This is a genomic window from Nonomuraea sp. 3-1Str, assembly GCF_031570565.1.
Taxonomy (GTDB): Bacteria; Actinomycetota; Actinomycetes; order Streptosporangiales; family Streptosporangiaceae; genus Nonomuraea.
In genome coordinates this window covers 137,867-152,909 of sequence record NZ_JALHBK010000023.1, presented here as the reverse complement: position 1 = coordinate 152,909, position 15,043 = coordinate 137,867, and the positions used below count along the sequence as shown (strand labels likewise).

Below are 15,043 nucleotides of genomic sequence, written 5' to 3'. Positions count from 1 at the left end.
CGCGGGCGCCTGCGGAGACGTGGGCCGTACGGGCGCCGGCCCACGTCTCCGCAGGCGCCCGCGCACCCGCGGTCGCCGTCGGAGCCCGGGCATCCGGAGCCCGCGACGGGCGGGGAGCACGACGCCCCGTTGCCCAGGCGGCCACGCGGCGGCCGGCGCTCCCGCCCCTCCCCCCAGACCCCGGATCCGGCGGATGCGCCGCCTCAGCCGCCGGATCCGGCCGGCCCTCCCGCCGCCCCGTTCCCCGGCGGCTCCAGCGGGCCGCCCGGCATGCCGCTCGCGGCGCCGGCCGGTCCGCCGCCTCTCCTCCCCGACGCGGCCGGCGCGCAGCCGCACGCGCCCCGCCCCCTCGGCCCCGCCGTGACGGCGGACCCGAGGGATCTGGCCCTGCTCATGCGGCTGAAGAAGGCGCTGGAGGAGCTGGTATGAGGTTCCCCCCACTCACCGTCGTGAGACTGCCCTCGTTCAGAAGGAGGCCACCGGTGGAGCTGCACGACGAGGTGCTCAAGGAGATGGTGCTCCTGCGGGAGCGCACCCCGGACGTCAGCGGCAGCGTCGCCTGCACGGTCGACGGACTGGCCGTCGCCTGCGACCCCGCCGTGGACAACGGCGAGCGGACGGCCGCGCTCACCGCCGCCCTGCTCGCCATGAGCAGGCGCATGCTCGCGATCTCCGGGAGGGGCGACCTGGAGGAGACGCTCATCTCGGGCACGGCCGGGTTCGCCGCGTTCTACGCCGCGGGCCCCACCATCGTCCTCACAGTCCTGGCCCAGCCCGGCACGAACCTCGGGCTGCTCCGGCTGGAGGGCCGCAGGACCGCGGCCGCCCTGGCCGCCATCGCGGCACGGACGCGATGACCGACCACCAGAGAAATCAGCAGAGAACGGAGAAATGACATGGCCAGCATGGACGTCTCTCTCAAGGAGATGATGACGATCGACGGCTCCATCGGGGCGGCGGTCGTCGACCACGGCAGCGGCATGACGCTGGGCTCGCTCGGCGGCTCCAAGGAGCTTGACCTCCAGGTCGCGGGCGCCGGCAACACCGAGGTGGTCAAGGCCAAGCTCCGCACGATGGACTCGCTCGGGCTCAAGGACACGATCGAGGACATCCTGATCACGCTCGGCTCGCAGTACCACATCATCCGGCCCATCAGCGGGCGCGGCGGCAAGGGCCTGTTCCTCTACCTGGCCCTGGACCGGGCCCGGGCCAACCTGGCGATGGCCAGGCACCAGCTCCGCTCCATCGAGGAGAAGTTGGACGTCTAGCCGGGCGGCGCCGGCGGGGTCATCCGGCGGTCAGCTTGGCGATCGCGGCGACGAGGTCCGGCCAGAGCGGACGCGGCAGGTCGTGGCCCATGCCGGGGAAGGTCAGCAGCCTGGCGCCGGGGATGGCCTCGGCGGTGGCCCGGCCGCCCGCGAGGGGGACGAGCTGGTCGGCTTCGCCGTGGACCACGAGCGCCGGCACGTCGAGCCGGCGCAGCCGTTCGGTGCGGTCGCCGGAGGCCATGATGGCCGCGAGCTGGCGTGCGGTGCCCGGCGGGTCGAAGCAGCGGTCGAACGCGCGGGCGGCCACGTCCGCGATGCGCGCGCGGTCCGGCTCGAAGCCGGGTGAGCCGATCACCTCCCAGGCGTCCTGGGCCCGCGCGACCACCTCCTCGCGCCCGGCGGGCGGCGTGGCCAGCAGCACCGCGCTCGCCGCCGGCGTGGGAGGGGCGACCCGCGAGCCGGGCGTGGACATGATGGAGGTGAGCGTGAGCACCCGGCCGGGATGCCGGATGGCCAGCGTCTGGGCGATCATGCCGCCCATCGAGGCGCCCACCACGTGGGCGGCGCTCCAGCCGAGCGCGTCCATCAGCCCGGCGACGTCGTCGGCCATGTCGTCCAGCAGGTACGGCGCCGGGCCCCCGAGCACGGGCTGGCCGAGGTCGTGCAGGTGCGTCGACAGGCCCGCGTCGCGGTTGTCGAAGCGGACGACGTGGTGCCCCTGCTCGGCGAGGAGGTGGCACAGGTCGTCGTCCCAGTGGATGAGCTGGGCGCCGAGGCCCATGACGAGGAGGAGGGGACGGCCCCCGGCCGTGCCGAAGCTGTCGTAGGCGATCTCGATGCCGTTGGCCTTCGCTCGCATGGTCACGAGAAACAGAATGACATTCGGATCGCGGGCCGGTAAAGCCCCCACGCGGGGACCCGTGTGCGCGGAAATGCGCGCACCCCGTCCCGGAACCGCCGGGGCGGCGGCGGTTCCGGAACGGGGTGGCGAGGTGGGGGCCTGGATGGAGAGGCAGGCAGGCCCCCGGGGGAGGCCGGACCGGACGGGGTGGCGTCCGGACCCGGCCGATGGTCGGGTGCCGGCCCGTGTGCCGCCTGAGGGGGCGGCATGCGGGCCGGGCGGTCAGCGCTGGACGAGCTTGCGCAGGCGGTCGCGGCCGAGGTACAGGCCGCCGCCGACCGCGGCCACGCCCACCAGGGCGAGGCTGGCCGAGGTGCTCAGACCCTCGTCGCCGGAGGCGGCGTCGCGGGCCTCGGTGCGGGTGGTGGTCTCGGAGGCGTTCACCACGCCTGCGTCGTCCTTGTCACGGGACGAGACGGAGGTGCCCTTGCCCGCGGATCCGGCGCCGGACTCCTCCGGAGTGGTGGACTTGTCCTCGGCCAGCACCGGCGGCTTGGCCGGGTTGTGGTCGACGCGACGCCAGGCACCGGTGGAGAAGGCGACCGGGTGGTTCTTCTTGCCCGCGCCGTTGCCCCACTTGGTGATGACGTAGCTCACCTTGATGTGGCCCTGGCCGCCGACACCGTCCACACCGAGCGTGCTGGAGTTGAAGCGGCCGCCGGTGAGCTGGGCGAAGGTCTTGGCGTCGAGGTCGAGCATGACGCCGCTGCTGGAGGGCACGCCCGGGCCGCGGTCCCCGACGAAGAAGGGGGCCTTCTTGCCCTTGTACATGACGTAGCCCTCGGTCATGAGCGGCCAGCTGGGGCTGGCTGCCAGACCCTTCTGCATGGGCTTGCCGCTGGCCGGCAGGCCGGTGTCACCGGCGCGGCCGGAGGAGTCGTCCCAGAAGTAGGAGGCGGTGGTCGAGCCCTTGAGGAGAACCTGCCGGCCTTCGTCGGTGTCGGCGTGCGCGGCCGTGGTGCCGGCGCCGATGGTGAGCGCGCCGAGTACGGCCGCCGTGAAGAGGCTGAAGGAACGCATGCCAAGTCGTTCGGACATGTGTTGAAAAAGTCCTTTACGTGGGGGTACAGAGGGGCGCGCTCCGAAGAGATGGGGACGCGTAGCCGGGCAGAACGCCGAACGGGCGCTACGCGAGAGCGCGAGAGAAGGTCAGGGGGAACGGGTGCCGCTCAGGAGGCGGCTGGTGACACTGCCCCGTCCGGGGGTACGCGGTAGCGCATGAAGTCTTGTCCTCTCCATCTCGCCTACCGGGTTAGCTGACGGGTTCGGACGTGGAGATGCCCTACCGGCCAGGTGCGGCCGGATTCACCCCAGAAGTGGGTCCCCGGTTCCCGCGCGGTGCGGGATTCGGCGCCGGTCAGCCGCCGCTTCCTCTCGAAGGGCTAGGTCACTGACCGGAATGCGCTTGACTCTAGCCAGCAAACCGGACAAAAGCAAAGGTAAGCCCATAAATCGGGCGAAGATCTACCTTTCAGGCAAAGAAAAAGAGGGGTACGGCATGCCGTACCCCTCCAGGAAACCAGGTCTCAGCCCGTGCTCCGGACGCCTCAGCCTCCGCTCTTGCGCCGGAAGGAACGCTTGCTGGCGGCCGGTCCGTGAGCGCCGTGAATCTTGGAAGCGTCGCCGCCCCTGCCACCAGCGCCCGAGTCGGCCTGCCGGGCACGCTTGCGCTCCAGCGCCTCACGGAACTTGCGCTTCAACTCGTCCTCGGGAGTTGCTTCGCTGGCTTCCGGCTCCGGTGTTTCCGTCATGAGGACCTCCTGGTGTTGGGGACATTCAAAGCTTCGCACGCCCGAACCCGCCGCGCGAAACCGGCGGGCCTCCTCAGCCGCCGAGAGCGGCGAGCTCCTCGGAGGTCAGGACCAGGTCCGCCGCCGCCACCGAGTCGAGGATGCTCTCCGGCCGGCTCGCCCCCGGGATCGGGACCACGACCGGGCTGCGCGCCAGCTCCCAGGCCAGGCAGACCCGCTGCGGAGACACCCCGCGCTGCTCGGCCACCCTGGCGAACCCCTCGTGCGCGCCGCCGAGCCGCCCCGCCGCGCTGATCCCGCCCAGCGGCGACCACGGCAGGAACGCCACGCCCAGCTCCTCGCACAGGTCCACCTCGGGCTCGCTGGAGCGGAACGCGGGCGAGTACTGGTTCTGCACACTCGCCAGCCGGCCGCCGAGGATGTCGTAGGCGATCCTGATCTGGCGCGGGTTCGCGTTGGAGATGCCCGCCATCCGGATCTTGCCGGCGTCGAGCAGGTCGCGCAGCGCGCCGATCGTCTCCTCGTACGGCACGGCCGGGTCGGGCCGGTGGTGCTGGTAGAGGCCGATCGCCTCCACGCCCAGGGCCTTCAGGGACCGCTCGCACGCCTCGACCAGGTACGACGGTCGTCCGTCCACGGCCCAGCCGCCGTCCGGGGGCCGCGTGTGACCGCCCTTGGTCGCCACCAGCACCGCGTCGCCGTCACCGCCCCAGCTCGCGAGCGCCTTGGCGACCAGCCGCTCGTTGTGACCCACCTCGTCGGACGCGGGCGTGTAGGCGTCGGCCGTGTCGATCAGCGTCACGCCGGCGTCGAGCGCCGCGTGGATCGTCCGGATCGACTGGGCCTCGTCGGGCATGTGCCCGGCCACCGACATGGGCATCGCGCCGAGACCGATGGAGCTGACGGCGGTTTGTCCGAGTGGTCGCGTGTTCATGCGGACCATCCTCCCCCTGGGGCGACCGAAAGAGGAAGGCGACCCTACCGGTTTCGCCAGCCGGGGGTGACGCTTGTGGTCCGGCGCCCGGGGCGCGGGTGCCACGCACGAGGCGGGCACGTGGACGCGGTGGCGGACGGTCGTCGGGCGGGCACGTGGGCCCGGTGGCGGACGGTCGCGGGCGGGCACGTGGACCCGTCGGGTGTGCGGACGGGGGCGGGCGTGCCGGGGAGTCGCCGTACAGTGATGTGAGGTCGTGCGGAGGCCGGGCGGTGATCGCCACGGCTCGAAAGAGGGCGGAACGTCGTGCGTGGCTGGTTGATCGGGCTGGCGGTCACCGTCGTGTGCGTGGCGGCCACGTGGGGTGTGCTCGTCCTGCTGGCGCGCCGCTTGCCGCCCGGGCTCGCGCGGGACCTCGCCGCGTTCATCCCCGACTGCCTGACCGCCGTCCGCAGGCTCCGGAGCAACCCCGCGGTGCCGCGCCGGGCGAAGATCGCGATCGTGATCGCGGGTGTGTGGGTGGCCAGCCCGATCGACCTGATCCCGGAGTTCCTGCCGGTCATCGGGCCGCTGGACGACATCGTGGTGGTCGCCCTGGCCCTGCGGTACGCCGCCCGGCAGGTGCCCCGCGAGGTGCTGCTGGACGCCTGGCCGGGCGAGCCCCGGCTGCTCCTCCGCCTGCTCGGCGACCGCAGCTGACCACCAACCGCCGCCCACTCGCGCGCACCGGCGAGCGGCAGCGAGCTCAGTCGTCCAGCCTCATGCGGAGGAGGCAGAACTCGTTGCCCTCCGGGTCGGCCAGCACGTGCCACGACTCCTCGCCGGTCTGCCCCACGTCCGCCGGCCGGGCCCCCGCCGCGAGCAGCCTCTCCAGCTCGGCGGCCTGGTCGCGATCGGTCGGGTTCACGTCGATGTGCAGCGGGAGCTTCCCGGGCCTCGGATCGTCGGACGGATTGAACACGAGGGTCGGCTGCAGCCCCCCGAACCCGGTCTCCCCCGGCCCGATCTCCACGCTCCCCTCATCCCGGTTTATCACCACGAACCCAAGCACTTCACACCAGAACGCCGCCAGCCGCTCGGGGTCGCGACAATCCAGCACCAACTCACTGATCCGACAAGCCATGAACACTTCACTACCCCGCCCCACCGGAGATTCATGCCGCATACCCCGATACCCGGAGGAGTCGCCGAACGCCTGAAGGCCCACGGGCTGCCCTGGCATTCTTGGCCGCGTCATGGCGGATCACAGCGCGGCGGCGCTCGCGGCGTACGAGCGGGCGGCGGCGGCACTGGCCGCGTACGGGCGGGCGGCGGCACTCGCGGCGGGCCATCACGCCGGCCTCGACCCGGCGGCCCGGCTCGCGCACGCCCACGCCTGGGTCGGCGGCGGCGCCCCCGCCTTCGCGGCGGACCTGGCCCGCCACCGGGCCCGCCTCCAGTCCTCGCTCGCGGACGCGCTGCACGCGCTCGCCCTCCTCGTCGTACGGCACGGCGGACCGGCACCGACCGTTCCCGCGCTGACCACGTCCGTCGCGGCTCTGGCCCCCGCCCCGGGCCGCTTCCAGGGCATCGAGCAGGTCGCCATGACCGCCCTGGTGGCGTCCTTGGGCCACGCCGCACAGACGCTGCCGGTCGCCGGGGCGCGCCTCGCCGCCGAGCTGTCCGCCCCCGGCCTGCCCGCCGAGCCCGGCCACGAACTCCGCCGCATCGCCACCTGGGCCGCCGCCCACGGCGACGACCTGCGGCGCCGCCTCAACCTGATCCGCCAGACAGTGCCCGGCCCGACGCTGCCGGCGGGGCTGGCGGCGTACGGGCTGTTCGGCGGCCACGCCCCCGACCCGGGCGGCGCGGAGCGCCTGCTGGCGCGCATCGCGGCGGGCGAGGAGCACGCGGTGACGCGGCTGCTGACCGTCCAGGAGAACGGGACCGACGCGGGCCTGGCGGCGCGGGTCGCCGCGTGGTGGCACACGCTGCCGCCCGAGGCACGGGAACGCCTGGTGACGCTCCGGTGGTCCGGGCTGCTGAACGGCCTGCCGGCGACGGTCCGGGACCGGGCCAACCGCCGCGGGCTGGCCGAGGAGCGGACCCGGCTGGAGCGGGAGCTGGAGACGGCCACGGCCGACCTCGGCCGGCTCGCGGACCCGGGCCTGCTGGGCGGCTGGGAACGCATCGCCGCCCGGCTGCGGCGCATCGACCTCATCGAGTCTCAGCTCCACCCGGTGGCGGGACATCCGGCGCCGCTGCTGCTGGCGTTCGACGTGACGGGTCAGGGGCGGCTCGTCGTCTCCTGGGGCGATCCGGACACGGCGGACATCACGGTCACGTCTGTGTCGGGGCTCACGTCGGGACTGGACGCCGCACGGGGGGATCTGGAACGGTCCCGGGCGTTGTGGCAGCAGGCCTCTTATAACAGCGGCAGCAGCACCGTTGCCTCTATCACGTGGCTCGGCTATGACGCCCCACAGCTCGATCCAGGGTTGATCGATCCAGTCCGATCCGTCGCCTTTTCTTCGGCCGCCGCCGAGGGCGGCAAGAAACTCGCCTCCTTCCTCGACGGGCTTCACGCTGCCCACACACCGTCCAACAGGGCTCGGACGGTTGTTGTGGGTCACAGTTACGGGTCATTGACGACCGGTCGCGCCGCCGTTCTGCGCCCGGGGCGGTTCGCCGATGACGTCATCCTCATCGGCAGCCCTGGAGTTGGAGTGGATCATGTCCGGCAACTCGGCCTCGAAGCGGAGCACGTCTGGGTAGGAGAGGCCGGCAATGACCCAGTCGCCGCGCTCGGTCGCTTCGGCGCAGACCCAGGTGACGCCTCTTTCGGTGCTCAACGTCTCCCCGTGGGCAGAGAGGTCTTCACCTCGGCGCACAGCAGCTACTGGCAGCCATATTCCGTTTCGTTGCAGAACATGGGGCGGATCATCAACGGCCAATACGACGATCTCGTGTACCCCGCACCGCTGAATCCGCAGCCACAACTGCTGTTGCCCGAACTGGGCCACCCATCGGACAGGTGATCCATGTGCTTCGCTTCGCTCTCACCTTGCTGACACTCTCGCTATCGGGATGCGCCGTGAACCACCCCGCTCTGAGCCAATCCGAGGCCGTCGCCCGCGTCGAGCAACTCGTCCGTGATACGGCAGGAGCCGTCAGTCCTCCTCCACGACTGGAGCTGATCGAGAGCTCGGTGCCGCCGCACACCTGCCTCAGCGGCGATCAGCCTCAAGGGAAGGTGGTCGTCGGCCGGGCCTACTGGTTGCGTGACGTCCCCAAGGGGGAACAGATTGCCCTCTCACAGCAGATCAGCGCTCATTGGCAGGCCCAAGGCCACCGCATCACCGCTTCTGGCAAGCCGGGCGCTATTGGCGTCAACGCCATGTCGCCATCCGATGGCTTCATACTCGCGCTAACCCTGACCAAGGAGGGCGAGCTCTACCTGGCTGCCAGCTCTCCCTGCGTCTGGCCGGACGGGACCCCGTCCCCCTGACCCAACACAAAGACCCCAGGTCGCCGGAGCGCCCTGGGGTCTTGTTGCGGTGCGCCGCCAGGGACTCGAACCCCGGACCCGCTGATTAAGAGTCAGCTGCTCTAACCAACTGAGCTAGCGGCGCGTTGCTGAGAGGAATATACCGGCACTCGGCATCCTGGTCGAATCGGTCGGAGCCCGGCATCAGATGGGGCGGGACCGCCGGAGCCGGGCAGACTAGAATAAGGTTCGGCTGTGACGACAGGAGCCTTCATGTTCGACTCCCCCGCCGAGGTCGGTGAGCGGCTCGCCGCCGCGGGATACCTCTCCGACGACGCCATCTCCACCTCCGTCTTCCTGGCCGCCGCGCTCGGCAGGCCGTTGCTGGTCGAGGGGCCCGCCGGGGTGGGCAAGACGCAGCTGGCCAAGGCCGTGGCGCGGGCGAGCGGGTCCGAGCTGATACGGCTCCAGTGTTACGAAGGGCTGGACGAGGCGCGGGCCCTGTACGAGTGGAACTACAAGAAGCAGCTGCTCCGCATCCAGGCCACCAGCACCGACGAGGACATCTTCGGCGAGGAGTTCCTGCTCCAACGGCCGCTGCTGAAGGCCATCCGGGCCGGCGTGCCGACCGTGCTGCTGGTGGACGAGACCGACAAGGCGGATGTGGAGGTCGAGGGGCTGCTGCTGGAGCTGCTGTCGGACTTCCAGGTGACGATCCCCGAGCTGGGCACCATCTCGGCGGTCCGCAGGCCGTTCGTGGTGCTGACCTCCAACGCCACCCGGGAGCTGTCCGAGGCGCTCAAGCGCCGCTGCCTGTACCTGTACATCGGCTACCCGACGCCCGAGCGGGAGCGGGACATCGTGCTCGCGCAGGTTCCGACGATCCGGGCCGACCTTGCGGAGCAGCTCGCCCGTACGGTGGCGACGCTGCGGGGGCTGGAGCTGAAGAAGGCGCCGTCCGTGGCGGAGACCGTCGACTGGGCCAACACGCTGCTGGCCCTGGGACGCGAGGAGCTGGACGAGGCGACCGTCGCCGGGACGCTGGGCGTGGTGCTCAAGCACGCCTCCGACCACCGGCGGGTGTTGAAGGAACTGGGCCTGTCCGGTGGGTGAGTCGCTGGTCGGCAGGCATGTCGGGTTCGTGCGGGCCCTGCGGGAGGCGGGACTGCCCGTGTCCGTGGCCGAGGGGCTGGACGCGGTACGGGCCCTGCGGGTGATCGACCTGGCCGAGCGCGAGTCGCTGCGCGCCGCCTACGCGGCGACGCTGGTCAAGCGGCCCGCGCATCGGCCGGGGTTCGACGTGCTGTTCGACCTGTGGTTCCCGCCCGTCATGTCGGGAGGACCGGACGAACGTCGCCGGAGGGAGCTGGAGGAGGCGTCGGTCGCCGAGTTGCGGGAGCGGCTGGCCGGGCTGGTGACCGGGGGCGGCGACGCGGAGATGCGGGAGTTCGCCCGGGCCATGGTGGAGCGGTTCGGGCGGCAGCAGGCCGGGCCGGGTCGCCAGAACTGGTTCTCCTACAGTGTCATGCGGGCCCTGTCGCCCGAGACGCTGATGGCCGGGATCCTCCGTGAGGTCCTCGCGGGACGCGAGCGCGGCGGCCTGGCGGAGCGGACGGTCCGGCAGCAGGTGACGGCCGGGGTCCGGCGCTTCGAGGAGGCGGTGGCCGCCGACGTGCGCCGCCGCATCGCCGAGGACTCGGGCGTGGAGCGCATCGCCCGCTCGGCCGTGCGCCCGCCGCTCGACCAGGTCGACTTCCTGCGGGCGACCAGGGAGGACCTGGCCCGGCTGCGTCGCGAGGTGTATCCGCTGGCCAGGCGGCTGGCGACCCGGCTGGCGATCCGCCGGCGGCGGGGCAGGCGGGGCCGGCTCGACTTCCGCCGGACCGTGCGCGCGTCCCTGCAGAGCGGAGGCGTGCCGCTGACGCCGTCGTTCCGGCCGCCCCGCCCGCACCGGCCCGAGCTGGTCGTACTGTGCGACGCCAGCGACTCGGTCTCGTCGTTCGCGCATTTCACGCTGCTGCTCACGTACGCGCTGAGAGAGCAGTTCGCCAAGGTACGGGCGTTCGGGTTCGTGGACACGGTGGACGAGATCACCCGGTTCTTCCGGCCCGGGACGGACGTGGTCGACGCCATGACCAGGCTGGCGGACGAGGCCGACATGGTGCGGTTCGGCCGTACCAACTACGGTTACGCGCTGGAGCGCTTCGCCGAGCGCCACGGCGACGCCGTGGGGCCGAGGACGTCGCTGCTGATCCTCGGCGACGCCCGCTCCAACTACCAGCCGCCCGCCCTGGACACCCTCAGGGCCCTGGCCGGCCGGGCCCGCCACGCCTACTGGCTGAACCCCGAGCCGAAGGCGCAGTGGGACACCGGCGACTCCGTCGCGAGCGCGTACGCGGGGGTCGTGCCCATGTACGAGTGCCGCAACGTCTCCCAGCTCACAGCGTTCATCGAGAGCCTCGACTGACCCTCAGGCCACGTTACCGTCCAGTAGAAACGAGGGAACGTGGGCTACAGTGGGCGGAAAGTCCGTAAAGGGCGATATGACATCGAGGAGGCAGGGCCCGCCTGGGGCTCGCGATTTTGACGGGTGCAACGAGCGAAGCGGAACACAGCCGGGCCGGAACCGTGTGGCAGGACGCGCCGTATCCGGTGCTGCTGATCGGCGGTGACGGCGTCATAGGGCTCGTCAACGACGCGGCCCGGGCTCTGCTGCCCGCGGCCGCCCCGGGGGTGCCGCTGGCCGACGCCGTCCCCGCCTGGCTGTCCCGGGCCCACGACACCCTGACCGGCCGGTCCTCCCCCGTGCCACCGCCGCCCCTCTCGGAGCCGCGCGCCGCGTCCGAGGGCGCCGTACGCGGGCCGGTGGGTGATCGGATGTTCGAGGCGCACCCGTCGCCCGGCGACGGCTCGTCCGTGGTGTGGTGGCTGGTGGACGCCACCGACCACCACCGGGTGTCCGAGGCGCTGCGGATCGAGCGCCGGCGGACCGCCTTCCTCGCCGAGGCGTCCAACGAGCTGCTCTCCTCCTTGAACCTCGGCCGCTGCATGGAGGTCACGGCTCGCCTGGCCGCCCGGCACCTGGCCGACGCCGCCCTGGTCATCCTGCCGAAGTCCGGGCACAGGCATTCGGTGGCCTACTGCGGGCCGGACGGCCGCGTGGTCCGCGAGAGCCTGTCCGTGGACCCGATGCAGGTACCGGGGCTGACCGAGGCGCTGCGGGGGTTCCCGCCGACGCCGTCGCGCTGGATCGACCCCGCCTCCGTCCCCGGCTGGATGGCCCGCGGCGAGCTGGGCGAGCCGGGGTCCATGGTCGTCACGGCCCTGCCCGGCCACGGGGTTCCGGCGGGCGCGCTCGTGCTGCTGCGGCGCTCCGGCCAGGGGGGCTTCTCGGAGGGCGAGGAGGTGTTCGCGCGGCTGTTCGCCGCTCGGGCCGGTGCCGCCATGTCCGCCGCGCGCCTGTACGCCGAGCAGACGGCCATCACCGAGACCCTGATGCGCGAGCTCCTGCCGCCTTCGACCAGCCACCTGGACGGGGTGGAGCTGTCGGCCCGCTACCGGCCCGCGGGCGCGACCGAGCTGGTCGGCGGCGACTTCTTCGACCTGCACCCCGCCACGGAGCCGGGCGGGGAGTCGCTGGTGGTGCTGGGCGACGTGTGCGGCAAGGGCCTGGAGGCGGCTGTGCTCACCGGCCGGATCCGTACCACGCTGCACGCGCTGCTGCCCATGGCCGACGATCACCGCCGGCTGCTCGGGCTGCTCAACGACGTGCTGCTGCGGGGTGACCGCAGCAGGTTCGTCACGCTGGTGCTGGCGTCCGTACGGCGGGACGGCCCCAGGGTGACGGTACGGCTGACCAGCGCGGGCCACGAGCCTCCCCTGATCCTGCGGGCCGACGGCCGGGTGGAGGAGTCCCGCACCCGGGGCACCCTGATCGGCATGCTGGAGCGGATCACCAGCACCACCGAGTCCGTGGTGCTGGAGCCGGGCGACACCTGCCTGCTGTACACCGACGGCGTGACCGAGGCGCGCGGCGGCCCGCTGGGCGACGAGCTGTTCGGCGAGCAGCGGCTGCGCGAGGAGCTGGAGCAGTGCGCCGGGATGCCGCCCGAGGCGGTCACCGAGCGCGTCCAGATGCTGGCCGCGCAGTGGGCGGGCGGCGGCGACCACGACGACGTGGCGGTGATCGCCATCACCGCACCCCGCGCGGGCCGGGGCGCGGAGCGGTGATGGCGGGCAACGCTCCGCACGGCCCTGAGACTGACCGGGCGGGGCTGCTGTGGGAGGCCGCGGCGGCCGGTGACGAGTACGCGGCGGTGGACGTGGTGCTGGCCGCCCTCGACGACGGCGTCGACATGGAGAGCCTGCTGATGGACGTCGTGGCGCCGGTGCAGGCGCGGGTGGGCCGCGAGTGGGCGGCCAACCTGATCACGGTCGCGCAGGAGCACACGATCACGGCGGTCAACGAGCGCGTACTGGCCGCCCTGGCCCACCACCCCGCCGCCCGCGATGCCGCCCGTACGAGCCGGCAGGCGCGCGAGTCCGCCGCCGGAGCCGCGCGGGCGGGGGGTCGTGTCACGGTGGCGTGCATCGACGGGGAGTGGCACGCCTTCCCCGCGCGGATCCTCGCCGAGGTGCTGCGCCTGCGCGGCTGGACGGTGGACTACCTGGGCGCGCAGGTGCCCACGCAGCACCTGATCGCGCACCTGCCCCGCACCGGCCCGGACGTCGTGGCGCTCTCCAGCTCGATCGCCACGCGGCTGCCGGCCGCGCACGCCGCCATCACGGCCTGCCAGGCGACCGGCACTCCGGTGCTGGCCGGTGGCGCCGCGTTCGGCCCCGACGGCCGCTACGCCCGCCTGCCCGGCGCGGACGCCTGGGCCCCCGACGCCCGCTCGGCCGCTGACCGGCTGGCGGACGCCCCCCCGCCCCGCCCCGCCCCGAGCCGCCAGGCCGTCGACGACCTGCCGCACCTGGACGACCAGGAGTACACGCTGGTCACCCAGTCCGCCCCGCGGCTGGTCAGGCACGTCATGGACGGGCTGCGCGAGCGCGTCCCCGCGATGGCCTCCTACACCCCCCAGCAGCTCCGCCACACCGCCGAGGACGTGGCGCACGTCGTGGACTTCCTGGCGACTGCCCTCTACCTGGACGATCCAGGTCTGTTCGGCGCCTTCCTGACGTGGACGGCGGAGATCCTCACGGCGCGGGGCGTCCCCGCGCGCACGCTGCTGCCCGCGCTGGACCTGCTCGCCGCGCGGCTCACCGACTTCCCCCGGACGACGGGCCTTCTCGCGTACGGGCGCGAGGCGCTGCGTACCGCCGGCGTCCCCGCCGAGGCCGGTCCCGCGGTGGACGTCACCGCTGTGCCCTCGCCCGCCGTCGACGCTCCTGGAGGCAGCGCGTGACCGGCTTCGTTCCCGAGCCGCTGGAACTCACCCAGGAGACGCCCGCACCGCACATCCTCCGCATCTGCCTGCACGGTGATCTCGACCACACCACCGCGCAGGAGTTCCTCGAAGCCGTCACCGCCGCACTGACCGGGCCCGGCGCGCCGCGCGAGCTGCGGATCGGCTGCGCCGGGCTGCGGCTGTGCGACTCCAGCGGCCTGTCCGCGCTGCTGGTGGCCCGCCGCCGGGCGGGCGAGGCGGGCGCGCTGCTGTTCCTGGACGACCGTGGCCCCGCACTGGAGCGGCTGCTGGACATGACCGGCACCCTCGCCCACCTCACCGGCGAGAGCGCCCCACGCCACGACGACCACCTCGACGACCGCGTCTGACCTGGCTCCGGGGTCGGGTCAGGAGCGCTGGAGCTCGCGGGCCGCCGTGCGGGTCAGCAGCTCGATCTGGTCGTCGTCCAGCACGACCTCCCGCGACGCCTTGATGCGGCGGGCCACCAGGCGGGGCTTGAGCAGCGTGATGCCCTCCGCCGTGACGCTGCCGCCGCGCGGCAGCGAGCCGGAGTGCGCGGCCAGCATGACCGTGATCGTCACCGGCACGCCGGTCTCGCGCGTCAGCACCTCGGCGAACGCGCGGGCGGTCTCGGCCAGCGGTCTGGCGACGTTGGTGCCGTACTTCTCGCCGAAGAAGAGCCTGCCGCCGTACGCGGCGATCTCCGTGTCGGGGCTCCACGACTCGTTGTCCACGATCCACAGCCCGCCAGGGCCGATCACGAGGTGGTCGATGGACGCCTGGCCGCGGATGGCGCGGCCGTCGAGGACCTTGTAGCCGCGCCTGCGGAGCGAGCGCCGCAGCAGGCGGCCGGTGATGGCCTCGCCGCGCCGCTGGCCCCGCCAGACCGCCGTGGCCCGGAACGAGCTCCAGGCGAGCCACCAGTCGGCGACGGCGACGACGCCGGCGAGCGCGAGACCGTACAGGGGAACGAGGTCGAGACCGAAGCGGATGGCGAGCCCGATGCCGGCCACGAAGCCGACCGCCGCCTTGACCATCCGGGACCGCTGGCGGCCCTTGGCCGCCTCACGCCAGAACTTCTCGTAGTACCACTGCGGCGACGAGCCGGCGTACTTCGCGTCCTGCTGCACGTAGATAGAGCCACCGGGCACGGCAAACTCCCCGAATGATGAGATCGAACCGAACCAAACGGGATCTGCCACGCCGAAGATCCCTCGCCAAGTCAAGTAATACCCCACTCCAAGCAAGGGCACCCTAAGGTGACGGAAATAGCACCGGGAAGACCGCTCAACCGACCAGTCGGTATCCTGTC

General features: G+C 72.7%; 16 protein-coding genes, 1 tRNA gene, 1 pseudogene and 1 riboswitch. Of the genes and pseudogenes, 11 read left to right on the top strand and 7 right to left on the bottom strand.

Going from position 1 to position 15,043, the window contains the following annotated elements; all coding sequences use genetic code 11:
* The 3 genes and pseudogenes from MTP10_RS30370 to MTP10_RS30360 form a co-directional block, all read left to right on the top strand.
* Positions 1-429 (top strand): annotated as a pseudogene (locus MTP10_RS30370) (hypothetical protein); the annotation flags it as partial.
* Positions 430-482: 53 nt separating this feature from the next.
* The gene (locus MTP10_RS30365; RefSeq protein ID WP_310713430.1) at positions 483-857 is read left to right on the top strand and encodes a roadblock/LC7 domain-containing protein; all 375 of its coding nucleotides are present in this window, start codon (positions 483-485) and stop codon (positions 855-857) included.
* A 39-nt stretch (positions 858-896) separates the two neighbouring features.
* Positions 897-1,268 carry a hypothetical protein gene (locus MTP10_RS30360; protein WP_310713428.1) on the top strand — a complete coding sequence of 124 codons (372 nt, stop codon included), beginning with the start codon at positions 897-899 and terminating at the stop codon, positions 1,266-1,268.
* A gap of 19 nt (positions 1,269-1,287) precedes the next feature.
* Here MTP10_RS30360 and MTP10_RS30355 read toward each other — a convergent pair whose 3' ends face one another.
* The 4 genes from MTP10_RS30355 to MTP10_RS30340 form a co-directional block, all read right to left on the bottom strand.
* Entirely contained in the window at positions 1,288-2,127 is an 840-nt protein-coding gene (locus tag MTP10_RS30355; protein WP_310713444.1) for an alpha/beta hydrolase, read from the bottom strand.
* A gap of 264 nt (positions 2,128-2,391) precedes the next feature.
* The gene (locus tag MTP10_RS30350) at positions 2,392-3,207 is read right to left on the bottom strand and encodes a hypothetical protein (RefSeq protein WP_310713426.1); all 816 of its coding nucleotides are present in this window, start codon (positions 3,205-3,207) and stop codon (positions 2,392-2,394) included.
* A gap of 188 nt (positions 3,208-3,395) precedes the next feature.
* Positions 3,396-3,532: riboswitch (cyclic di-AMP (ydaO/yuaA leader) on the bottom strand.
* A gap of 184 nt (positions 3,533-3,716) precedes the next feature.
* On the bottom strand, positions 3,717-3,920 hold the full coding sequence (locus MTP10_RS30345; RefSeq protein ID WP_310713424.1) for a DUF5302 domain-containing protein: 204 nt from the start codon (positions 3,918-3,920) through the stop codon (positions 3,717-3,719).
* Between the two features lie 73 nt (positions 3,921-3,993).
* Positions 3,994-4,854 carry an aldo/keto reductase gene (locus MTP10_RS30340; protein WP_310713423.1) on the bottom strand — a complete coding sequence of 287 codons (861 nt, stop codon included), beginning with the start codon at positions 4,852-4,854 and terminating at the stop codon, positions 3,994-3,996.
* Positions 4,855-5,160: 306 nt separating this feature from the next.
* On the opposite strand from MTP10_RS30340, the gene MTP10_RS30335 reads away from it, so the two are divergent.
* On the top strand, positions 5,161-5,553 hold the full coding sequence (locus tag MTP10_RS30335) for a DUF1232 domain-containing protein (protein ID WP_310713421.1): 393 nt from the start codon (positions 5,161-5,163) through the stop codon (positions 5,551-5,553).
* A gap of 46 nt (positions 5,554-5,599) precedes the next feature.
* On the opposite strand, the gene MTP10_RS30330 is transcribed toward MTP10_RS30335, so the two are convergent.
* Complete coding sequence (locus MTP10_RS30330) at positions 5,600-5,977, bottom strand: VOC family protein (RefSeq protein WP_310713419.1); 378 nt, start codon at positions 5,975-5,977, stop codon at positions 5,600-5,602.
* A 112-nt stretch (positions 5,978-6,089) separates the two neighbouring features.
* Here MTP10_RS30330 and MTP10_RS30325 point away from each other — a divergent pair, with 112 nt between their 5' ends.
* Entirely contained in the window at positions 6,090-7,871 is a 1,782-nt protein-coding gene (locus MTP10_RS30325) for an alpha/beta hydrolase (RefSeq protein WP_310713418.1), read from the top strand.
* A gap of 56 nt (positions 7,872-7,927) precedes the next feature.
* Positions 7,928-8,341: a hypothetical protein gene (locus MTP10_RS30320; RefSeq protein ID WP_310713415.1), complete on the top strand. Its 414-nt coding sequence runs from the start codon at positions 7,928-7,930 to the stop codon at positions 8,339-8,341.
* 50 nt (positions 8,342-8,391) lie between these two features.
* Here MTP10_RS30320 and MTP10_RS30315 read toward each other — a convergent pair.
* A tRNA-Lys gene (locus MTP10_RS30315) sits at positions 8,392-8,465 on the bottom strand.
* Between the two features lie 128 nt (positions 8,466-8,593).
* On the opposite strand from MTP10_RS30315, the gene MTP10_RS30310 reads away from it, so the two are divergent.
* The 5 genes from MTP10_RS30310 (at position 8,594) to MTP10_RS30290 (ending at position 14,099) form a co-directional block, all read left to right on the top strand.
* A complete protein-coding gene (locus tag MTP10_RS30310; protein WP_310713441.1) occupies positions 8,594-9,433 on the top strand; it encodes a MoxR family ATPase in 840 nt (279 codons plus the stop codon).
* Positions 9,426-10,787 (top strand): VWA domain-containing protein, encoded by a 1,362-nt coding sequence (locus MTP10_RS30305; protein ID WP_310713414.1) that lies wholly within the window; start codon positions 9,426-9,428, stop codon positions 10,785-10,787. The genes MTP10_RS30310 and MTP10_RS30305 overlap by 8 nt, the downstream gene beginning before the upstream one ends.
* A gap of 161 nt (positions 10,788-10,948) precedes the next feature.
* Positions 10,949-12,550, top strand: coding sequence for a PP2C family protein-serine/threonine phosphatase (locus tag MTP10_RS30300; RefSeq protein WP_310713413.1), 1,602 nt, complete (start codon positions 10,949-10,951; stop codon positions 12,548-12,550).
* The gene (locus MTP10_RS30295; protein ID WP_310713411.1) at positions 12,550-13,728 is read left to right on the top strand and encodes a cobalamin B12-binding domain-containing protein; all 1,179 of its coding nucleotides are present in this window, start codon (positions 12,550-12,552) and stop codon (positions 13,726-13,728) included. Before MTP10_RS30300 ends, MTP10_RS30295 begins: the two co-directional genes overlap by 1 nt.
* Complete coding sequence (locus MTP10_RS30290; RefSeq protein WP_310713410.1) at positions 13,725-14,099, top strand: STAS domain-containing protein; 375 nt, start codon at positions 13,725-13,727, stop codon at positions 14,097-14,099. Before MTP10_RS30295 ends, MTP10_RS30290 begins: the two co-directional genes overlap by 4 nt.
* 18 nt (positions 14,100-14,117) lie before the next feature.
* Here the strand turns inward: MTP10_RS30290 and MTP10_RS30285 are convergent, their stop codons facing one another.
* Positions 14,118-14,882 (bottom strand): nuclease-related domain-containing protein, encoded by a 765-nt coding sequence (locus MTP10_RS30285; RefSeq protein ID WP_310713408.1) that lies wholly within the window; start codon positions 14,880-14,882, stop codon positions 14,118-14,120.
* Positions 14,883-15,043 lie beyond the last annotated feature (161 nt).